We start from the raw sequence: 20,671 nt of genomic DNA, 5'->3' as shown, positions 1-20,671 counted from the left end.
GGGCCCGGCACCGTCGAGAAGACGGTGCCGGGCCCGAGTGCTGTGGAGATCAGCGCATGGCGGAGAGGATGTCCTGCACGCGGTCCTTGGCGTCACCGAAGAGCATCGCCGAGTTGTCGCGGAAGAACAGCGGGTTCTGGACGCCGGCGTAACCGGCGGCCATGGACCGCTTGAACACGATCACGTTCTCGGCCTCCCACACGGTGAGCACGGGCATGCCCGCGATGGGGCTGCTCGGGTCCTCGGACGCGGCCGGGTTGACCGTGTCGTTGGCACCGATGACCAGAACCACGTCGGTGCCCGCGAGGTCGTCGTTGATCTCGTCCATCTCGAGCACGATGTCGTACGGGACCTTCGCCTCGGCGAGGAGCACGTTCATGTGCCCGGGCAGGCGGCCGGCGACCGGGTGGATGCCGAACCGGACGTCGACGCCCTTCTTGCGCAGCTCGCTGGTGAGCTCGGCCACGCCGTACTGCGCCTGCGCCACGGCCATGCCGTAACCCGGGGTGATGACGACGGACTTGGCACCGGACAGGAGCTCGGCGACCTGCTCGGCGTTGACCTCGCGGTGCTCGCCGTAGTCCTTGTCCTCGGCCGGGCCGGCCTCGATGCCGAAGCCACCCGCGATGACGGAGATGAACGACCGGTTCATCGCCTTGCACATGATGTAGCTCAGGTACGCACCCGAGGAGCCGACGAGCGCGCCGGTGACGATCAGCAGGTCGTTGCTCAGCAGGAAGCCCGACGCGGCCGCGGCCCAGCCGGAGTAGCTGTTGAGCATCGAGATGACGACGGGCATGTCGCCGCCGCCGATCGACGCCACCAGGTGCCAGCCGAGGAACAGCGCCAGCGCGGTGATGACCCCGAGCAGGATCAGCGACGTGGTGTCGTGGTGCGTGTCGCGCGCGACGTACACCGCGGTCAGAACGACGAACAGCACCAGCGAGCCGACGTTGATGAAGTTCTTGCCGGGCAGCATGAGCGGCGCCGACTTCATCTTCCCGGAGAGCTTCCGGTTGGCGACGATCGAGCCGGTCAGGGTGACCGCACCGATGAAGATGCCGATGGCGATCTCGGCCTCGTGGATGTTGGTCAGCGACCGGATGTCACCGGGGTTCACACCCGTGGTGTCGAAACCCTCGAGGGCGCCGTTCCAACCGATGAGCACGGCGGCGAGGCCGACGAAGGAGTGGAGCAGAGCGATCAGCTCGGGCATGCCCGTCATCTCGACGATGCGCGCGCGCCAGAAGCCGATCAGGGCGCCGACGACGATGGCACCGGCCATGAGCACGACCGGCAGCCACTTCAGGTCGAGGCTGTCGAGATCGAAGACCTTCTTGAGCACCAGCGCGATGGTCGCGACGAGCGCGATGCCCATGCCGGTGATGCCGTAGGTCAGGCCGCTCTTGCTGGACTCGTGCTTGGACAGCCCGGCCAGCGAGAGGATGAACAGAAGCGACGCGACGATGTACGCCGCGGTGGCGATTGCGGTGATGGTCATGGATCACGCCCCCTTGCTGAACATGGCGAGCATGCGGCGCGTGACCGCGAATCCACCGAAGATGTTGATCGAGGCGACCAGGATCGCGATCGTCGACAGCACGAGCACCGTCGTGTTGTCGCTGGCGATCTGCAGTAGCGCACCGACCACGACCACGCCGGAGATGGCGTTCGTCACCGACATCAGCGGCGTGTGCAGCGCGTGCGCCACGTTGCCGATGACGTAGTAGCCGATGACGATCGCCAGCATGAGCACGGTGAAGTGCTGCGGCAGCGGGTTCGGCGCGAAGCTGATCAGCAGGCCGAAGAGCACGACGCCGATCAGGGTGAGCGAGACCTTCTTGGACGCCGACATCGGCTCCTTGACCGGCTTCGGCTCCACCGCGGCGGCGGGCTCCGCCTTCGGCGCGGCCGAGACCTGCACCGGCGGCGGCGGGAACAGCAGCTCACCCGCGCGGGTCACGGTGATCGACCGCTGGACGGGATCCTCGAAGTCGAGCACGAGCTGCCCGTCCTTCTCGGGCGTCACCAGCTTGAGCAGGTTGACGAGGTTCGTGCCGTACAGCTGCGAGGCCTGCGCGGGCAGGCGGCCCGCGAGGTCCGTGTAGCCGATGATGGTGACGCCGTTCGGCGTCACGATCGCCTCGTCCTTGACCGCGCCCGCGACGTTGCCGCCGTTCTGCGCTGCCATATCGACGATGACACTGCCCGGCTTCATCGAGGCGACCATCTCCTCGGTGATGATCCGCGGCGCGGGGCGCCCGGGGATCAGTGCCGTGGTGATGATGATGTCGACGTCTTTGCACTGCTCGGCGTAGAGCTGCGCCTCGCGTGCCTTGTAGTCGTCGTCCATCTCCTTGGCGTACCCGGTGGCCGAGACCTCGGCCTTCTCGTTGGCCACGGAGAGGTACTCGCCGCCCAGCGAGGCGACCTGATCGGCCACCTCGGGACGCGGGTCGGTGGCGCGGACGATCGCGCCGAGCGAGCCGGCGGCACCGATCGCGGCGAGGCCGGCGACGCCGGCGCCCACCACGAGCACCTTGGCCGGCGGGACCTTGCCCGCGGCGGTGACCTGCCCGGTGAAGAACCGGCCGAAGACGTGCGCGGCTTCGACGACGGCGCGGTAGCCGGCGATGTTCGCCATCGACGACAGGACGTCCATCGACTGCGCGCGCGAGATGCGCGGCACGGACTCCATGGCCAGCGCGGTCAGCTCACGGCGGCGAAGGTCCTCGAGCAGGTCGGGGTTCTGCGCGGGGGCCAGGAGGCCCGCGAGGGTCGCGCCGGGGCGCATACCGTCGAGCTGCGCGCCCGACGGTGCGTTGACGCCCAGCACGATGTCCGCGTTCCGCGCATCACCGATCGACGCACCCGCCTCGACATAGGCCTCGTCCGAGAACGAGGACGCCGCACCGGCGCCCGAGTCCACGACGACCTCGTAGCCGAGCTTGATCAGCTGGGCGACGGTGGCGGGGGTGGCGGCGACGCGGGTCTCGCCCGGGCGCGCCTCTTTCAAAGCTCCGATGATCATGCGCAGCACTCCCACTGCTGTCCCCCGAACGGGGACATGGTCGGTTCACCGACGTTCATTGATTCGTTCCTGTCGTCCCTACCGGGCCACGCGGACACGGGCCCAGAGCTCCGGCAGCAGGGCGAATCCACACGAAGACAGTCCCCGCCGCGGTGTGAGCGGGGACGAGGATTCGTGCGGTGCCTGGGATCGCCAGGCTAGGAGGAGAACTCCATGGCCCGCCTGATGCTCAGAACAGTGGGCTGACCATAACACACCCAAACTTACTCGAAAGTAGGGTCCTTAGCGTCGACAATCTCCTGGTCGGGGCGGGTATCTCCCGGCAGATCGACGCTCATGTAGCGGTCGATGAGTGTCGCGAATGTGCGCAATTCGTCCACCGACCAGTCTGCGGTCCGGGCGGCGATCCTGCGCCGCCACTCGCGGTCGGTGTCGGCCAGCACGCGCTCGGCGCGCTCGGTGAGGCGCAGCTGCCGCGACCTGGGATTCGCCGGATCGGCGTCGCGGCGGATGAGGCCCCGTCGTTCGAGGCCCGCGAGCTGACGACTGGCGGTGGACTTGTCGATCGACACGGCCTCCGCGAGATCGACGGCGCGGATGCCCGGCGACTCGTTCAACACGAACAGCAGGGTGAAGTCGACGTACGAGACCTCGGCGCCGACGAACCTGGCGTCGGCACGGATCCGCTTGGCCAAACCGACGATGCCCCGGACGATGAGATCCACGTCGTCGGGGGAACGCGGTGGCGCCCCGCGCGCGGCCCCGGTCATCAGTAGCCCCGGTCCCGATCGATCACGGCGAGCGGCTCCATGCCGTTCGCGACGCGGCGCACGTTCACCTCGACGCGCTCGAGCAGCGCCGGGCGCAGGTGCTGCGGCGGGTTCGCGACGTGCGGGGTGATGATCGCGTTCGGGATGGACCACAGCGGGTGGCCGTCCGGGAGCGGCTCGGGATCGGTCACGTCGAGGCCGACGCCGCCGATCGTGCCCGCTCGCAGCGCGGCGACCAGTGCGTCCGTGTCGATCAGCGATCCGCGCGCGACGTTGACGATCCAGGAGTGCGGCTGCAGCTGCGCGAGGACCTCGGCGTTCACCAGGGCACGGGTCTCGGGGGTCGACGGTGCCGCCACCACGACGTGATCGACGCTCGGCCACACCTCGTCGATCCGGTCCGCGGGGACGACCACGGCATCGTCGACGGGCCGCCCCGAGCGATTGACCGCGACGACCTTGACCCCCAGCGCGCGCAGCGCGGGGATGAGGTCGCGACCGATGCCGCCCGCGCCGACCACGGCCACCGTCGAACCGCCGAGACGGCCCGTGCGCGCGGCGGCCGACGCGGGGTCCCATGAGCCCTCCCGACGCCAGAGTCCGCGGACGCCGGCGAGGAGCAGGGCCAGGGCCTGCTCGGCTACGGTGGCGGAATACGCACCGGCCGCGGAGGTGAAGACGACCTCCGGGTGGCGCGCGAGGGCGCCGCTGCCGAGGAACCCCTCGATGCCGGCGAACGGGAGCTGCACCCAGCGCACCCCGGCGGGCAGCTGCGGGAGCGGCGACCGGGAATCGGTCCACACTAGACCCGAGGCGCGCGAGAGCGGGCCCGGCACACCGCCGCCCGCGGTGATCGCGGCGTCGAAGTCGGAATCGGGCTTCGGCCCCACGGCGATGACGGGCGCGTCCTGTGACATGCACGAAAGCCTAGTGAGCGGGCGGTGGTCGCGTGGCTGACCGCGCCGACGCGCCGTGTTAAAACTGAGACTTGTGTTAACCCATGAGTCTCAAGTTAAGATTGAGACTATGGCCATGCCCTTCCTCGACCACGCGCAGCCCCGTCTCGCCGCGCTCCGTCGTCGCCTCGCAGCGACGACGATGGGCCGACGACTCGACGAGGTGCGGCCCACCGCGACCTGGAAGGTGGCCAGTTCGGTCGTCTACTCGGGCATCATCGCCGTCGCCGTGATGGGCGTCGCGGTCCTGCTCCTGGGCGTCAAGCCCGCGAACCCCGAGGTCGCGCCGGTCAGCGCGGTCGAGGTCGGGGACTGCGTGACGGTGTCCGGCGGGAACGCCGTGCGGACGGGCTGCGACGGTGACGGCTTCAGTTTCGCCGTCGCGGAGAAGCTCGCCGCGAAGACCGCGTGCAGTGTGCCGAGCTACGCCCGCGTCGAATCCGCGGGCGCGACGCTGTGCGTGGTCCCGCGGCTCACACTGGGCAGCTGCTACCAGGTCAAGCCCGATACCGCCGCGACCACCGACATCCGGCCCGTCACCTGCCCGACCGCACTGGGCAGTGCACCGTCGAACGTGATCCGCGTGACCGAGCGCGCGGGCGGCGCCCCGCTGACCTGCCGGGGCTCGGCCGCGCTCAATTACGCCGCACCGCAGCGCGTGAGCTACTGCATCGCACCGGTGAACTAGGCACGACGCACAGGAGGGGCGGCCGGATCCATCCGGCCGCCCCTCCCGCGTACGTGGGTCCGCTCAGGCGTCGAGGTCCTGAGCGACCAGGGCCGCGATCGCGTCGACCGTGCCCTGATCCGCGGATTCGACGGTGACCTCCACGCCCTGCTCGGCGCCCAGGGTCATGATCATCAGCGCCGAGCCGGCGTCCACCGGCTCGCCGCCGGCGACCGCGAGGGTGACCTCGTGGCCCGACTCGTTGACGGCATTGGCGATCACGGCGGCGGGGCGGGCGTGCAGGCCGACGGCCGATCCGACGGTGACGGTGGTGCTGGGCATGTCTCTCCTCGTGGGGTGGGGTTCTGCTCGGCGCGGCCGGTCGGCCACGGGAGCGCTCGGGTCCAGTATTACGCGGCGACGGCCGCGGGCTCAGCGGATTCGACGGCAGCGGCACCGCGACCGGCGAGGGACTTGGCGGCGACGACCGTCACCGCGCTGACGACCACGCCGACGGCGAGCGCGATGAGGAACTTCCACCACGTGCCGTTCATGGCGAACAGGACGAAGACGCCGCCGTGCGGCGCGCGCAGCTGCGCGCCGAGCGCCATCGACAGGCCGCCGGTGACCGCGCCGCCGAGCATCATCGACGGGATCACCCGCAGCGGGTCCGCCGCCGCGAACGGGATGGCACCCTCGGAGATGAACGAGGCGCCGAGGAACCAGGCGGCCTTGCCGTTCTCCCGCTCGGGCTCGGTGAACAGCTTCGGGCGCAGCACCGTCGAGGCCAGCGCGAGCGCCAGCGGGGGCACCATGCCCGCCGCCATCACGGCGGCCATCATCTCCCACTGGGCCGGACCGGCATCGGCCAGGCCGATGCCCGCGACGCCGAAGGCGTAGGCCGCCTTGTTGACCGGGCCGCCGAGGTCGAAGCACATCATCAGGCCCAGCACCACGCCGAGCGCGATCTTGGAGCTGCCGCTCATGCCGTTGAGGGCACTCGTCATCTCCTCGTTCACCCAGCGCAGCGGGCCGGCGAGGATCATGTACATCAGGCCGCCCGTGATGAGGGTGGCGAACAGAGGAATGATCACCACCGGCATGAGACCGCGCGCCCACTGCGGCAGTCGCAGCTTGCCGATCCACAGCGCGACGACACCCGCGAGCAGGCCTCCGACCACGCCGCCGATGAAGCCGGCGTTGACGGTCACCGCGAGCACGCCTGCCACGAATCCCGGTGCGAGGCCGGGACGGTCGGCGATCGCGTAGGCGATGTAGCCCGCCAGCACAGCGACCATGAGGTTCATCGCGGCGCCGCCGGTCGCATTGCTGACCGCGCCGATGTACGTGAGGAGTCCGCCGTCCGGCAGATTCCAGAGCGAGTTGTGCAGGGCGATGTACTGGGCGTTCGACATCCCGCTGTCGCCGTGGTCGCTGCCGATCTCGTAGCCCGCCAGCAGGAAACCGAGCGCGATCAGCAGGCCGCCGGCGGCGACGAACGGGATCATGTAGCTGACGCCGGTGAGCAGGGCCTGCTTGAGCCGGCCGCCGATCCCGACCTGTGAGGAGGCGGACTCGGTGCTCGCGGCGGCGGCACCGTCGACCCGTGCGGCGTTCGGATCCGCTGCGGCGGTGAGCGCCTCGGCGATCATCGCGTCGGGCTCGTTGATGCCGCGCTTGACGCCGGACGCGACCACGGGCTTGCCCGCGAACCGGTCCCGGCCCTTGACGCCCACGTCGGTGGCGAAGATGACGGCGCCGGCGTTCGCGATGGTCTCCGCGGAGAGGGGTGTGGAGCCGGACGAGCCCTGGGTCTCGACCGTGAGCTCGACGCCCGCGCGCTCCGCGGCCAGCTTGAGCGCGTCGGCCGCCATGTAGGTGTGCGCGATTCCCGTGGGGCAGGCCGTGATCGCCACCAGGTCGGGCTTGCCCGACGGTGCCTTCGCCGGCTCCGGCGCGGCGGCCGCCGCTGCGGGGGCCGCCGGCGTCGCGGCGGCGGGCTTCGGCGCGATGACCTCCTCGACGAGGGCGACCACCTCGTCCGGGGTCGCGGCGGCGCGCAGCGACGCGGTGAACTCGGGGCGCACGAGCGCGCGGGCCAGTGCGCTCAGCAGCTTCATGTGTTGCGAGCCGCCGGATTCCGGCGCTGCGATGAGGAAGACCAGGTCGGCAGGACCGTCGGGGGCGCCGAAGTCGACCTTCGGATCGAGCCGCGCGAAGCCCAGGCTCGCCGCGGTGACCGCCGCGGAGCGGCAGTGCGGGATGGCGATCCCGCCGGGAAGACCGGTGGCGGACTGCGCCTCTCGAGCGAGGGCTGCCTCGACGAGGCCGTCCACGGAGGTCGACCGACCGGCGTCGGTGATGCGCCCGGCGAGGTAGCCGATCACCTCGGTCTTGTCGGCGCCGGCCGATACGTCGAGCGCGACCAGGTCGGTCGCGATGATCGATGCGGTCATGGGGTGTTCTCCGGTTCTGCAGGTGGATCGTCGGGAGGGAGTCAGAGGGCCGTGACCCGCACGTCGGCGACGGCGAGCTCCTCCGGTCGGGGCGCCTGGGTGCCCGGCAGTGCGGCGGCCGCGGCGCCGTAAGCGACCGCGAGGGACAGGCACTCGGGCGGCTGGGCGCCGCGCTCGTGCGCGATGAGGTATCCGGCCAGGGAGCTGTCGCCGGCGCCGACGGTGCTGCGCACCGTGATGCGCGGGGGCGTCGCGACCCAGGCACCGTCGGCCGTCACGAGCAGCGCACCCGCACCGCCGAGGGTGGCGAGGACGGCGGCGCCGGTGGCGCGGTGCAGTTCGCGCGCGGCGTCCAGGACGGGACCGGGATCGCCCGCGGCGGCCCGCGATTCGAACTCGGCGCCCGCGACGGGATCGCGCCCCACGAGCTCGGCGAGCTCCTCGGCGTTGGGCTTGAGCAGTGCGACGCCGCGCACCGCGGACGCGGCGAGCGCCGCCCCCGAGGTGTCGACGGCGATCCGCGGACCGTCGGGCCCCGCGCCGAGGCGCGCCATGAGACGTGCGTACCAGTCGTCGGGCAGGCCGGGCGGGAGCGAACCGCAGAGCGCGAGCCAGGAGGCACCGTCGGCCGCCGCGACGACGGCGTCCTCCAGCGCCTGCACCGTCTCCGACGCAAGGTGCGGCCCGGGGGCGTTGAGCTTGGTAGTGGTGCCGTCCGGCTCGGTGACGGTGATGTTGCTGCGGACCTCGTGGCCGACGGGCACCGGAATGGCGGGCACGTCGAGGCGGGCGAGGGCGACGAGCAGGGGGTCGCCCTGATCGGCGGGCAGGACCGCGACGGTGCCCGCACCGGCGGCGTGGACCACACGGGAGACGTTGACGCCCTTGCCCCCCGGATCGGCGGCGGCGCCCTGCGCGCGTTGCACGGCGCCGCGCCGGAGGGGTGCGCCGAGCACCACGAGCCGGTCGAGGCTGGGGTTCGCGGTGACGGTGACGATCATCGGGCGACCTCCACGTCCACACCGTGCTCGGCGAGCGCCGCGGCCAGGTCCGACGGCACCGGCGCATCGGTGACGAGGACGTCGATCGCATCGAGCGGAGCGAAGGCGACGAGGCTCTCGCGGGCGAACTTGGTCGAGTCGACGACGAGGACCACGATGTCGGCGGCACGGACCATCGCGGTCTTGACCGCCGCCTCGTCGGCGTCGGGCGTGGAGAGCCCGCGCTCGGCGCTGAGGCCGTTGGCGCCGATGATGGCGACATCCGTGCGCAGGCCCGCGATCTCGGCGACGGTGCCGGCGCCGACGGCGGCCTGGGTGAGGCCGCGGACGCGCCCGCCGAGCAGCCGGAGCTCCACCGTCTCGCGGATGGACAGCGCGGCGGCGACGGGTACCGAGTTGGTGATCGCGGTGATGTGCAGGTTCGTCGGCACCTCCCGGGCCGCGGCGATCGTGGTGGTACCCGCGTCGAACAGGACCGAGCCGCCCGCGGGGGGCAGGAAGCGTCGAGCGGCGACGCCGATGGACCGCTTCGCCTCGGAGTTGGTGCCCTCGCGCTCCCCCAGGCCCGATTCGGCGCCGGCCAGGACGCCCGCCGCGACGGCGCCCCCGTGCACGCGGCGCACGCCGCCGAGCCGCTCGAGCGCGTCCAGGTCGCGGCGCACCGTCTCCGGCGTGACGTCGAACCGCTCCGCCAGCTCGATCACCGACGCGCGGCCGCGCCCACCGACCAGCTCACTGATCGCGCGCTGTCGTTCTTCCGCGTACATCGCCCCTCCGAGTTAGTGGGATTCTGTGGTTTTCCTTTTGCTTTTTCTGTTTTTACGCCTGTTTGTGTTGACAAGTCAAGAGGATTTCGTAATCTAGGTCACATGAGTTCGCAGCAGACGACCGAACCGCACGTCCTCACCGGAACCCCCGTGGTGCCCGGAGTCGCCTACGCCCCCGTGATGTGGCCCGGCGCCCGGCCGGAGGTGCCGCCGCCCGTCGATCTGCCCGAGGACGACCGCGCCGCCGAAGCCGCGCGGTTCTCCACCGCGGCGCAGGCCGTGGCCGATCGTCTGCGCCTCCGCGCCGCACAGGCCCAGGGCGCGGCGGCCGAGGTCCTCGGCGCGAACGCGGGCCTGGCCTCCGACAAGGCGTGGATCGGCACCACCGAGAAGCTGATCCAGGCGGGCACGCCCGCCGCGAACGCCGTCGCCGCCGCGACCGAGCAGTTCGCGGACATGTTCACCAAGATCGGCGGCCTCATGGCCGAGCGCGTCACCGACCTGCGCGACGTGCGGGACCGGGTCGTCGCCGAGTTGCTCGGCGGCCCGGAGCCCGGCGTGCCGGTGCCGGACGCACCGTCGATCCTGTTGGCCGACGATCTCGCCCCCGCCGACACCGCCGGCCTCGATCCCGCACTGATCGTGGGCATCGGCACCCGGCTCGGCGGCCCCACCAGTCACACCGCGATCATCGCCCGGCAGCTGGGCATCCCGTGCATCGTCGGCCTGGCGGAGGCCGGCACCGTCGACGCCGGGACGCCCGTGCTGCTCGACGGCGGGGCGGGCACCGTCACCGTCGCCCCCGACGAGGGCGGGGCGAGGGCACTGGTGGCCGAGTCGGCCCGGCGGGCGGCGGAGGTCGCCCGGTGGCGCGGCCCCGGGCACACGTCCGACGGTGCCGCCGTCGCGATCCTCGCGAACGTCCAGGACGGGGCCACCGCACGGGGCGCCGCCGAGCGACAGGTCGAGGGCGTGGGCCTGTTCCGGACCGAGCTCGCCTTCCTGGACCGCGCCGACGAGCCCTCCGTCGAGGAGCAGGCGACGCTGTACCGCGAGGTGATCGACGCTTTCCCCGGGCAGAAGGTCGTGATCCGGACGCTGGACGCGGGCTCGGACAAGCCGCTGAAGTTCGTCGACCACGGCGAGGAGGAGAACCCGGCGCTCGGCGTGCGCGGGATCCGCATCGCCGAGGGCGATCCCGGCCTGCTCGAGCGGCAGCTGGACGCGATCGCGGCCGCCGCCGAGGGCGCCCAGGCACAGCCCTGGGTGATGGCGCCGATGATCGCCACCCCCGCCGAGGCCCGGGACTTCGCCGCGCAGTGCCGTTCCCGCGGGCTGGTCGCCGGTGTGATGGTCGAGGTACCTGCGGTGGCCCTGTGCGCCGACGCCGTGCTGGCCGAGGTCGACTTCGTGTCGATCGGCACCAACGACCTCACGCAGTACGCGATGGCGGCGGACCGGATGAGCACCGAGCTGGCCTCCCTCACCGACCCGTGGCAGCCCGCGGTGCTGCGGCTGATCGAGCTCACCGGCCGCGCCGGCACGGCAGCGGGCAAGCCCGTGGGCGTGTGCGGCGAGGCCGCGGCCGACCCGCTGCTCGCGTGCGTCCTGGTCGGCCTCGGCGTGACCTCGCTGTCCTGCGCAGCCGGCGCCGCGGCGGCCGTGGGTTCCCGGGTCGGGGGCGTGACCCTGCAGCAGTGTCGCTGGGCGGCCGAGGCGGCGGTGGCGGCGACGGACCCGCAGGCCGCGCGCGAGGCGGCGCGGGCGGCGCTGGCCTGAGCGGATCGGATCGGATCCGCGAAACCTGTCGGTGGTCACTGATACACCTGGGAGTGTTCCGGGCGCGGCCCGCGCCCGGCGGAAACGAGGAGCCGTCATGATCGACCACTTCGGGATCAACTGCGCCGACCTGGACGCCGCCAAGCGGTTCTACGACGGGGTGCTGGCCGTCCTCGGCTCGCGCCGCGTCATGGACTTCGAGGTGGCCGTGGGCTACGGCTCCGAGCAGCCGGTGTTCTGGATCTCGGGCGCCGCCGAGGGGGCGTCGAACCGGGAGGCGCACATCGCCTTCAGCGCGCCGGACACCGCCACCGTCGACGCCTTCCACGCGGCGGCGCTGGAGCTGGGCGCGGAGTCGCTGCACGCCCCGCGCCTCTGGCCCGAGTACCACCCCGGCTACTACGGCGCCTTCGTTCGCGATCCGGATGGCAACAACGTGGAGGCCGTGTTCCACGGGGCCGCCCAGTAGGCGGTCTTCAGGGGACGTTCAGGGCGTGTTCACCGCATCCGGAATACATCGGACTACGGTCCGGTTATGGTTGATGAGTCTTGAGAGTTCAACCATCGAAGGAGCACCCCATGAGCAACGTCCTCCCCGCCGGCACCTACGTCGTCGATCCCGTCCACTCGTCCGTCGAGTTCTCCGTGCGCCACCTCATGGTGAGCAAGGTCAAGGGCCGCTTCGACGAGTTCTCCGGCACGATCACGGTCGCCGAGGACGGGTCCGCGTCGCTCAGCGCTGAGGTCGACGTGACCTCGGTGAGCACCCGCAACGAGCAGCGCGACGCCCACATCCGCACCGCCGACTTCTTCGACGCCGAGAACCACCCGAAGGCGACCTTCGTGTCCACGGGTGTCGCGACGAAGGGCTCGGACTACGTCCTGTCCGGCGAGCTGACGCTGCGCGGCGTCACCAAGCCCGTGCAGTTCGACCTCGAGTTCCTCGGCACCAACCCCGGCATGGGTCAGGGCGAGGTGGCCGCGTTCGAGGCGAAGACCGTGATCACCCGCCAGGACTTCGGCATCACCATCGACATGCCGCTGGAGACCGGCGGCAAGGTCATCGGCGACAAGATCACCCTGACACTCGACATCGAGGCCCTGCGCCAGGCCTGATCCTGGAGCCCTTGCCCTCCTCCGTCATCTCGTACATACTTTGTACGTACGAGACGACGAAGGAGAGGGCAGTGGCACTCGAAGCCAAAGACCGGCGGATCAATCTGCGCACCACGAGTCGTCAGGAACAACTGCTGCGGCGTGCCGCAGAGGCGTCAGGCGAGTCGCTCACGGAGTTCGTGCTGGAAACGGCGGTCTCGGAGGCCGAGCGCGTGCTGGCCGATCGTCGATGGTTCGCCGCGTCGGAGGCGCAGTTCGTCGAGTTCACCCGTCTGCTCGATGCGCCGCTTCCCACCGCGAAACTGGCCGCCCTGTTCGCTCGCGAATCGGTCTTCGACCGCCCGTTCCACCTGGCCGACTGATGTCCGGCGTACTTCGTGCGCCACGACGACTCACGAAGTCCGACGACCGGTCGTCGTTCACGAGCGGCGCCGAGGAACTCGACGACTGGTTCCGGCGGTTCGCCTGGCAGAACCAACAGGCCAAGAACTCCGTGGTCTACGTCGCTGCCGTCGATGACATCGTGGTCGGGTACTACGCGATCTGCGCGGCTGCCATCGGGCACGACGATGCGCCGGAGGGTTTCACCCGTCGACGGCCGAACCCCATCCCCGTCGTACTCCTGGCACGCCTGGCCGTCGACAGGCGGGCACAGGGGCGTGGTGTCGGCGCCGGCATGGTCCGGGACGCCGTCGCACGAGCACTGTCCGTGAGCACCGGCCTCGGGGCGGCCGCGCTGATCATCCATTGCAGGGACGATGCCGCGCGCGAGTTCGATCTCCGCCACATCGATCTGCTCGAATCGCCGATCGATCCCTTGCACCTGATCCTGCCCCTCCGGGCGGCGGCCGCCGCGCTGGAGGGGCCGGAGGGTCAGTAGTGGAAGGTGTCCGACGGTGCCGGGGCGTGCTCGCCCTCGATCCCGTCCGAGACCACGATGCCGTAGGCGCGGGCGAGGTCGAGGATCTTCGTGGCCCGCGCGATGCGCGGCAGATCGGAGCCGTTGCGGATCTCGCCGCCATCGCGGTCGAACTCCGCGAAGAACTCCCGCGACCAGCGGATGTCCTCGGGCGAGGGGCTCAGCCCCTCGTTCACCGGGTGGCACTGATCCGGCGTGAGGCAGATCTTGCCGGTCATGCCGAACTCGGCCGAGACAGCGGTGGCCTCGCTGAGCAACAACCCCTTCGAACCCACCGTCGGGCCGTCGATGGCGCCGGGCAGGTGCGCCGCCTTCGCGGCGATGGTGAACCGAGACCGGGCGTACGCCAGGGTCATCGGGTCGCCGCCGAAGCCGGTGTCCCGGCGGAAGTCGCCGATGCCGAAGGCGAGCCGGAAGGTCCCCTTGGCGGACGCGATCTCGCCGATCCGCTCCAGCCCCCGGGCCGTCTCGACCAGCGCGACGATGAGCGTGTCCGGCAGCCGCTTCGCGGTCTCGGTCACGTGGTCCATCGACTCGACCATCGCGAGCATCACGCCACCCAGGTGCTTCGCACCGCGCAGCGCCTCCAGGTCGTCGGCCCACCACTGCGTGCCGAAGCCGTTCACGCGCACCCAGGCGCCCGGGGGCACACCGTCGTTCTCACGCCCCAGCCAGTCGACCACGTTCGCCCGGGCGACGGCCTTGTCCTTGGGCGCCACCGCATCCTCGATGTCCAACACCACGATGTCGGCACGCGAGCGGGCGGCATCGTCGAACCGCTCGGGCTGCGCCGCGTTCACCAGGAGCCAGCTCCGGGCGAGCACGGGGTCGATCCGGAAGCCGATGGGCTCGTCGGCGTCGGTGGTGGTGGTGGAGCGCGGCGTCATCGTCGGTGGCCTCAGGTTTCTGCTGTGGGTTCGATGAAGAGGGTACCGATATGCGGGAAGGCCCCGGGCGAGTGCCCGGGGCCTTCCTTGCGATCGCTGTGTCAGCGCGGGGTCAGTTGAACCAACCGGTGCGCTGCATCTGCCACACCTGGTCGCTCCAGTAGCCCCACGTGTGGGTGCCCACCGACGAGAAGTCGTAGTGAGCGGGCACGCCGGCCTTGTCGGCGGCGGCCTTGAAGGCCTCCGACTGCGACTTGGCCAGGATCTCCAGCGGCACGCCCTGAACGATGTCGGCGGGCGACGGGTTCGGGGTGTACTTGCCGGGCTCACCGGTCGAGGCGGTGATCCACAGCTTGATGCCCTTGAGGCGCGCGGCCTGCACGGTCGGGTCGTTCTTCGCCCAGTTGGCGTCGAACGGGCCGCCCCACATGTCGAGCACGTTGTAGCCGCCCGCGTCCAGCATCGCGACACCCACGGCGACGGGCATGCCCGGGGCCGAGGTGTTCAGGAAGCCCGACAGAGCCGCGGCGCGCTTGTACACGCCGGGGTTGTTGGCAGCGTTGATGAGGGCGGCGCCGCCACCCATCGAGATGCCGACGAGCGACAGGTTGCTCGAGAAGCCGCGCGACTTGATGTACGCCGGCAGGCTCGTGGCGAGGAAGTTGCCCCAGGTGGGCTTGTAGGTGCCGTTGCCCTGCTTCGACGAGTTCGCCCAGTTCGTGTAGAAGCTGGCCGTGCCGCCGACGGGCATGACGACGTTGATGCCCTTCTCCGACAGGAAGGCGACGTTGGAGTCGCGCTCCCAGCCCGAGACGTCCTGCGTCGCGCGCAGGCCGTCGAGCAGGACGACGGTCGGGGCCTTGGCCGGGTCGGTCGTGGTGGAAGCCCACGAACGCACCGTGACGGCCGGCATGCCGGCACCGTCGACCTTCTCGGACTTGAATCCCTTGGGCGGGTTCTTGGCGCTACCCGGACCCCAGGCACCGGCGACGCCGGCACCCATGCCGGCGAGGGCGGGCACCATGGCCGCGGTGAGAACCGCTGCACCCGCTCGCTTACCCCAGGCTGCTCGCATTGCTGACCTCTCCTTTTTCACGCGTTGCCGCGCATTTGCTGGTGGACCGGACAGCCTGTCGTCTCCGACCAAGCCTAGTCACAGCCGTCACTCTAACATCGTTCGTCACACATGTCACATGTTTCACATTCGTCACATGGGCGACACTCTCCCTGGATCTCATCGAAATCACAGGGTAAGTCGTTACAGACGCTCCCGTATTCCTCAGGAAAGTCATCCACATCACAATACGACAGACGACCCCATTCGTCCGAACGAGGCCGTCTGTCGTGTGATCTGTTCGTGCGTTCGCGAAGTCTACTTCGAGAACCAACCGGTGCGCTGCATCTGCCACACCTGGTCCTGCCAGTAGCCCCACGTATGGGTGCCGGCCGGCGGGAAGTCGTAGTGCACCTTGTTCAGGCCGGCGCGCTGCGCGGCACCCTGGAAGGCGCGCGACTGCGACAGCGCGAGCCACTCGAGCGGCACGCCCTGGATGACATCGGCGGGGCCCGGGTTCGGGGTGTACTTGCCGAAGACGCCGTTGCCGGCCGAGATCCACAGCGGGACGTTCTTCAGGCGGTTCACCTGAACGGTCGGGTCGTTCTTGGCCCAGCGCGAGTCGAACGGGCCGCCCCACATGTCGAGGCCGGCGTTGTAGCCGCCCGAATCGAGGGAGGCGATGCCGACGGCGATCGGGATGCCCGGCGCCGAGATGTTGTTCAGGCCCGACAGCGATGCGGCGCGCTTGTAGTAGCCGTTCGAATCGAGGGTGTTGATGATCGCGGCGCTACCGGACATCGAGAGGCCGACCAGCGAGACGTTGTCGCTGAAGCCGAGGCTCTTGATGTACTGCGGCAGGCTGGTCTTCAGGAACGAGGCCCAGGTGTAGCGGTAGGGCTGACGGTTCGTCGACGACGGCGCCTGCCAGTCGGTGAACCAGCTCGAGGTGCCGCCGACCGGCATCACGACGTTGATGCCCTTCTGCGACAGGAAGGCCACGTTGGCGTCGCGCTCCCAGCCTGAGACGTCCCAGGTGGCGCGCAGGCCGTCGAGGAAGACCACGGTGGGGGCGGTCTTCGGGTTGGTCGTCGTGGACGCCCAGGTGCGGACCTTCACGTTCGGCATGCCGGCGCCGTTGACGAAGGCCTGCTTGAAGCCCTTCGGCGGGTTCTTGGCGCTACCCGGACCCCACGCGTTCGCGGCGCCCGTGCCGGCGATCGTGAGGGCCGGAATGGCAGCCACGGTGACGGCGGCGGCGACAGCCTTCTTGGCCAAGCCGTTACGCATACGCATTCGTAACTCTCTTCCTTGTTCGGTCGCCCGGTGGGCGCGTCCTACCGCCTGCGCGGCCCCGGGGAACCGGGACCGTCCGGTACCACAGGTGACCCCCATGGCACGGCAGGACAAGCGGAGCAGTGCTCATCAGGCACTGTATGCGAGATATCAGTTCCTGACAAACTCTTAGTCGGGGGCGCGTCGAAGTCCGTTACTCCCGAACGCAAAGATCGTCCATACCGAGTGGTCAGCGCTGGACAACCGGTACTTTTCCGCCTCGGACCACGCCGCATTCAACCCGTCACGCTCTCAGCTTCCGCCCAGAATCAGGGCCGACGGAAGGTGTCGGCGCACCGTCGGACCCCGTACCGTCGGGGCGTGTCGTTCTCCCTTCCCGAACTCTCCGAGTCCCCCGCCGAGCGCTACGCCCAGCTCGCCGAACACGCCCGGGCCCTGATCGACGGTGAGCCCGACCGGGTCGCCAACGCCGCGAACCTGTCGGCTCTCGTGAAGGCGACGGTGCCCGACCTCAACTGGGTGGGCTTCTACTTCTTCGACGGTGCCGAGCTCGTCGTGGGCCCCTTCCAGGGGCTGCCCGCGTGCATCCGCATCCCGCTCGACCGCGGCGTGTGCGGGGCCGCGGCGCGCACGCGGGAGACGCAGCGGGTCGCCGACGTGCACGCGGTCGCGGACCACATCGCCTGCGACGGAGCCACTCGTTCCGAGCTCGTCGTGCCCCTCGAGCGCGACGGCGAGCTGATCGGGGTCTTCGATCTGGACAGCGAGAGGCCCGCGCGGTTCAGCGACGACGATCAGCGCGGCCTCGAGGCCGTCGCCGCGGTGTTCGTCGCCTCGCTGCGCTGACCCGGCGATTCGCCCGGCCCGCAGTGGGCGATTCGGGTGTGGGAAGCCATCCGCACCCGGAACGCGCGAGCGCACCCGGCATGCCGGGTGCGGCTGGGTGAAACGGGTGCGGATGGCCATCCGCACCCGATCTGCGCCGTTCCATGTGGTCCGAACGGACGGCGCGGCGAGCGGGCTAGAAACCGCGGCCGGGGTTGAGCAGGTTCTTCGGGTCCCAGACGGCCTTGATGCCGCGGTGCAGGTCGAGGACGTCCTCGGAGAGCTCCTCGCCCACCCAGCGGGCCTTGAGCACACCGACGCCGTGCTCGCCGGTGAGCGTGCCGCCGAGCTCCAGCGCGGCCTGGAAGACCTCGTCGGCGGCGTCCCAGATGGCCTGGGGCACCTCGCGATCGTCCTTCGAGTAGATCAGCGTGGGGTGCAGGTTGCCGTCGCCGGCGTGCGCGCAGGTGGGGATGTCCACGTCGTACTTCGCGGCGATCGCCTCGATCCGCGCGAACATCTCGGGCAGCTGCGAACGCGGCACGCCCACGTCCTCGGAGAAGATGTTGCCCGCGTGCTCGTAGGCGTGAAACGCAGCACGCCGGACCGCCAACAGCTCCGCGGCCTCGGTCGGATCGTCGGAGACGACCGTGTAATGCGCTCCGGCGGCGTCGAACTCGCGTTCCAGCACGGCGGCGTCCGCCGGGGTGCTCCCCTGGCCGATGAGCATCGCGCGGGTCTCGTCCTCGAGGCCGAAGGGGCGCAGCGCCTCCACGCATTCGAGCGTGCGACGGTCCATGAGCTCCATCAGCGCCGGCACGACGCCGGTGCCCACCACCGCGGCCACGGCGGCCGCCGCGCTCACCACGTCCGGGAACGACGCGGCGACGGTCGTCGGCGGGATCACCGGCGCGGGACGGAGTTTGACGGTGACCTCGGTGACGATGCCGAGCGTGCCCTCGCTGCCGACCAGCAGCTGGGTCAGGTCGTAGCCGGTGACGCCCTTGACGGTGCGCCGACCGGTCGTGATGATCCGCCCGTCGGGCAGCACGACGGTGAGCCCGAGGACGTACTCGCGCGTGACGCCGTACATGACGCAGCGCAGGCCGCCCGCATTGGTCGCGACATTCCCGCCGATGGAACAGATCTCGAACGACGACGGATCCGGCGGATACATCAGCCCGTGCTCGCGGACCGCGCGATCGAGGTCCGCGTTGATGACCCCCGCCTCCGCGCGCGCGTACTGATCGGCCACATTGATCTCGAGCATCGCGTTCATCTTCGCGAGCGAGATGATCACGCAGCCCTCGATGGCGCTGGCGCCGCCGGCGAGGCCGCTACCCGCGCCGCGCGGCACGATCACCACGTCGTTGGCGTAGCACCAGGCCGCCGCCGCGGCGACGTCCTCGGTGGTCTCGGCGAGCACCACCGCCAACGGCACTGCGCCGTGCACGGGCGAGCAGTGGTCAACGGCGTAGGCCGCCGTCACGTCGGGGTCGGTCAGAACCGACCCCGTGATCTCCGGGAAGGTGTCCATCGAGGCCATGACGGGCACCGTCCTACATCGGCATGAGGTAGGTGCGGCGCGGCACGCGCTGCAGCTCCTTGTCGCGCAGCTGCGCGATCGACTTGCGGATCAGCAGGCGCGTGTCCTTCGGCTCGATGACGCCGTCGATGTAGCCGCGCTCGGCCGCCAGCCACGGCGTGGCCATGAACTGGTTGTAGAAGTCGATGAAGGCCTGGCGGATCGCGGGGCCGTTCTCGCCGGCCTCCTCGATCTCGCGCCGCTTGATGATCGCCGCGGCGCCCTCGGCACCCATCACGGCCAGGCGCGCCGTCGGCCATGCGAACACGAAGTCGGCGCCCAGCTGCTTGGAGCCCATCACGGCCCACGCGCCGCCGTAGGACTTGCGCAGGATGATGGTGACCTTCGGAACGGCCGCCTCGACGTAGCTGAAGATGAACTTGCCCGACCGGCGGATGGTGCCGATCTTCTCCTCCTCGACACCGGGCAGGATGCCGGGCACGTCCACGAGGAAGACGAGCGGGATGTTGAAGGAGTTGCACAGCCGCACGAACCGCGCGGCCTTCTCCGACGCCTGCGTGTCGAGCGTGCCGGCCATGTGCATCGGCTGGTTCGCCACGACGCCGACGGGCTGGCCGTCGACGCGGGCGAAGCCGGTCACGATGTTCGGCGCCCACAGCTCCGCGTACTCGAGGAAGTCACCGTCGTCGAAGACGCGCAGGATCACGTCGTGGATGTCGTACCCGGCCGTGTCGGCGTCCGGGATGATCGACTCGAGCGAGAGGTCCGTCTCCGTCAGCTCGGGCTCCAGGCCCGGGTTGACCAGCGGCGGGCGCTGGTGCACCGAGTCCGGCATGAAGGACAGGTAGCGCTTGACCCAGTCGAAGGCGGCCTGCTCGTCGACCGCGATGTGGTGCAGGTTGCCCCACTGGGCCTGCTTGATCGCGCCGCCGAGGTCCTCCGCGGAGGTGGTCTCACCCGTGGTCGGGCGGATCACCTCGGGGCCGGTGACGAACATGTAGGTGTTGTCCTGCACGCCGACGAGGACGTCGGTGTTCGCGGGCGCGTACACCGCGCCACCCACGCAGGTGCCGAGGATCATCGAGATCTGCGGCACCTGGCCGCAGAGGCCGTCCTGGTGCCGACCGAGCTCCGCGTACCAGGCGATCGACGTCGCGGCGTCCTGGATCCGGGCGCCGCCCGAGTCGTTGATGCCGACGACGGGCAGGCCCGCGGCCGCCGCGAAGTCGTACAGCTTGACCATCTTGCGGCCGAACATCTCGCCGACGGTGCCCGCGCCCACCGTCTGGTCGTGGCTGAACGCCGCGACCTTCCGGCCGTTCACGGTGCCGTAGCCGATGACCACGCCGTCCTTGATCTTGTCGTCGCCGGGCGACTTGGCGAGCTGGTCCAGCTCAACGAAGGTGCCCTCGTCGAACAGCATGCGCATGCGCGCACGCGCGCTGGGCAGGCCCTTCGCGTCGCGGCGGGCACGGGCCCGCTCGCTGCCCGGATCCTTCGCCGCGTCCAGGCGGCGGTAGAGATCGTCGAGCTTGCCCGCGGTGGTGGTCAGGTCGACCTGGTCCGATACGTCCGTCACGTCAGTCACCCTATCCCCTGCC

Annotated in this window: 20 protein-coding genes; 7 read left to right on the top strand and 13 right to left on the bottom strand. The window is 70.4% G+C overall.

What is annotated here, in order from left to right:
- Positions 1-49: 49 nt before the first annotated feature.
- The 4 genes from pntB to AXK60_RS19440 all read right to left on the bottom strand — a co-directional run bounded on the left by pntB (position 50) and on the right by AXK60_RS19440 (position 4,718).
- On the bottom strand, positions 50-1,501 hold the full coding sequence (gene pntB / locus AXK60_RS19455) for a Re/Si-specific NAD(P)(+) transhydrogenase subunit beta (RefSeq protein ID WP_068573646.1): 1,452 nt from the start codon (positions 1,499-1,501) through the stop codon (positions 50-52).
- A 3-nt stretch (positions 1,502-1,504) separates the two neighbouring features.
- Positions 1,505-3,031 (bottom strand): Re/Si-specific NAD(P)(+) transhydrogenase subunit alpha, encoded by a 1,527-nt coding sequence (locus tag AXK60_RS19450; RefSeq protein ID WP_068575242.1) that lies wholly within the window; start codon positions 3,029-3,031, stop codon positions 1,505-1,507.
- A gap of 263 nt (positions 3,032-3,294) precedes the next feature.
- Positions 3,295-3,801 carry a MarR family winged helix-turn-helix transcriptional regulator gene (locus tag AXK60_RS19445; protein ID WP_068573645.1) on the bottom strand — a complete coding sequence of 169 codons (507 nt, stop codon included), beginning with the start codon at positions 3,799-3,801 and terminating at the stop codon, positions 3,295-3,297.
- Positions 3,801-4,718 carry a D-isomer specific 2-hydroxyacid dehydrogenase family protein gene (locus AXK60_RS19440; RefSeq protein ID WP_068573644.1) on the bottom strand — a complete coding sequence of 306 codons (918 nt, stop codon included), beginning with the start codon at positions 4,716-4,718 and terminating at the stop codon, positions 3,801-3,803. Before AXK60_RS19440 ends, AXK60_RS19445 begins: the two co-directional genes overlap by 1 nt.
- Before the next feature lie 109 nt (positions 4,719-4,827).
- On the opposite strand from AXK60_RS19440, the gene AXK60_RS19435 reads away from it, so the two are divergent.
- A complete protein-coding gene (locus tag AXK60_RS19435; protein ID WP_068573643.1) occupies positions 4,828-5,445 on the top strand; it encodes a hypothetical protein in 618 nt (205 codons plus the stop codon).
- Positions 5,446-5,508: 63 nt separating this feature from the next.
- Here AXK60_RS19435 and AXK60_RS19430 read toward each other — a convergent pair whose 3' ends face one another.
- The 4 genes from AXK60_RS19430 to AXK60_RS19415 form a co-directional block, all read right to left on the bottom strand.
- Positions 5,509-5,766, bottom strand: coding sequence for an HPr family phosphocarrier protein (locus AXK60_RS19430; protein ID WP_068573642.1), 258 nt, complete (start codon positions 5,764-5,766; stop codon positions 5,509-5,511).
- Between the two features lie 68 nt (positions 5,767-5,834).
- The gene (locus AXK60_RS19425) at positions 5,835-7,880 is read right to left on the bottom strand and encodes a PTS fructose transporter subunit IIABC (protein WP_068573641.1); all 2,046 of its coding nucleotides are present in this window, start codon (positions 7,878-7,880) and stop codon (positions 5,835-5,837) included.
- Positions 7,881-7,921: 41 nt separating this feature from the next.
- Positions 7,922-8,881 carry a 1-phosphofructokinase family hexose kinase gene (locus AXK60_RS19420; RefSeq protein WP_068573640.1) on the bottom strand — a complete coding sequence of 320 codons (960 nt, stop codon included), beginning with the start codon at positions 8,879-8,881 and terminating at the stop codon, positions 7,922-7,924.
- Complete coding sequence (locus AXK60_RS19415; protein WP_068573639.1) at positions 8,878-9,648, bottom strand: DeoR/GlpR family DNA-binding transcription regulator; 771 nt, start codon at positions 9,646-9,648, stop codon at positions 8,878-8,880. Before AXK60_RS19415 ends, AXK60_RS19420 begins: the two co-directional genes overlap by 4 nt.
- A gap of 102 nt (positions 9,649-9,750) precedes the next feature.
- On the opposite strand from AXK60_RS19415, the gene AXK60_RS19410 reads away from it, so the two are divergent.
- The 5 genes from AXK60_RS19410 (at position 9,751) to AXK60_RS19390 (ending at position 13,423) form a co-directional block, all read left to right on the top strand.
- On the top strand, positions 9,751-11,427 hold the full coding sequence (locus AXK60_RS19410) for a phosphoenolpyruvate--protein phosphotransferase (RefSeq protein ID WP_068573638.1): 1,677 nt from the start codon (positions 9,751-9,753) through the stop codon (positions 11,425-11,427).
- A gap of 97 nt (positions 11,428-11,524) precedes the next feature.
- Positions 11,525-11,896 (top strand): VOC family protein, encoded by a 372-nt coding sequence (locus AXK60_RS19405; protein ID WP_068573637.1) that lies wholly within the window; start codon positions 11,525-11,527, stop codon positions 11,894-11,896.
- Positions 11,897-12,006: 110 nt separating this feature from the next.
- Positions 12,007-12,543, top strand: coding sequence for a YceI family protein (locus AXK60_RS19400; protein WP_068573636.1), 537 nt, complete (start codon positions 12,007-12,009; stop codon positions 12,541-12,543).
- 71 nt (positions 12,544-12,614) lie between these two features.
- Positions 12,615-12,905: a type II toxin-antitoxin system TacA family antitoxin gene (locus AXK60_RS19395; RefSeq protein ID WP_068573635.1), complete on the top strand. Its 291-nt coding sequence runs from the start codon at positions 12,615-12,617 to the stop codon at positions 12,903-12,905.
- Positions 12,905-13,423: a GNAT family N-acetyltransferase gene (locus AXK60_RS19390; protein ID WP_068573634.1), complete on the top strand. Its 519-nt coding sequence runs from the start codon at positions 12,905-12,907 to the stop codon at positions 13,421-13,423. The genes AXK60_RS19395 and AXK60_RS19390 overlap by 1 nt, the downstream gene beginning before the upstream one ends.
- Here AXK60_RS19390 and AXK60_RS19385 read toward each other — a convergent pair.
- The 3 genes from AXK60_RS19385 to AXK60_RS19375 all read right to left on the bottom strand — a co-directional run bounded on the left by AXK60_RS19385 (position 13,417) and on the right by AXK60_RS19375 (position 16,693).
- Positions 13,417-14,349 (bottom strand): HpcH/HpaI aldolase/citrate lyase family protein, encoded by a 933-nt coding sequence (locus AXK60_RS19385; RefSeq protein ID WP_068573633.1) that lies wholly within the window; start codon positions 14,347-14,349, stop codon positions 13,417-13,419. The two genes, AXK60_RS19390 and AXK60_RS19385, sit on opposite strands and share 7 nt — an antisense overlap.
- A 112-nt stretch (positions 14,350-14,461) precedes the next feature.
- Complete coding sequence (locus tag AXK60_RS19380) at positions 14,462-15,424, bottom strand: alpha/beta hydrolase (protein WP_068745348.1); 963 nt, start codon at positions 15,422-15,424, stop codon at positions 14,462-14,464.
- Positions 15,425-15,721: 297 nt separating this feature from the next.
- A complete protein-coding gene (locus AXK60_RS19375; protein ID WP_068573631.1) occupies positions 15,722-16,693 on the bottom strand; it encodes an alpha/beta hydrolase in 972 nt (323 codons plus the stop codon).
- Between the two features lie 366 nt (positions 16,694-17,059).
- Here AXK60_RS19375 and AXK60_RS19370 point away from each other — a divergent pair, with 366 nt between their 5' ends.
- A complete protein-coding gene (locus AXK60_RS19370) occupies positions 17,060-17,545 on the top strand; it encodes a GAF domain-containing protein (protein WP_068573630.1) in 486 nt (161 codons plus the stop codon).
- 175 nt (positions 17,546-17,720) lie between these two features.
- On the opposite strand, the gene AXK60_RS19365 is transcribed toward AXK60_RS19370, so the two are convergent.
- Both AXK60_RS19365 and AXK60_RS19360 read right to left on the bottom strand, forming a co-directional pair.
- Entirely contained in the window at positions 17,721-19,070 is a 1,350-nt protein-coding gene (locus AXK60_RS19365) for an FAD-binding oxidoreductase (RefSeq protein WP_068573629.1), read from the bottom strand.
- Between the two features lie 13 nt (positions 19,071-19,083).
- The gene (locus tag AXK60_RS19360) at positions 19,084-20,658 is read right to left on the bottom strand and encodes an acyl-CoA carboxylase subunit beta (RefSeq protein ID WP_244881136.1); all 1,575 of its coding nucleotides are present in this window, start codon (positions 20,656-20,658) and stop codon (positions 19,084-19,086) included.
- Positions 20,659-20,671: the final 13 nt, after the last annotated feature.

Source organism: Tsukamurella pseudospumae (assembly GCF_001575195.1).
In the GTDB taxonomy this organism is placed as follows: domain Bacteria; phylum Actinomycetota; class Actinomycetes; order Mycobacteriales; family Mycobacteriaceae; genus Tsukamurella; species Tsukamurella pseudospumae.
This window is presented reverse-complemented; position numbering and strand designations above follow the sequence as displayed.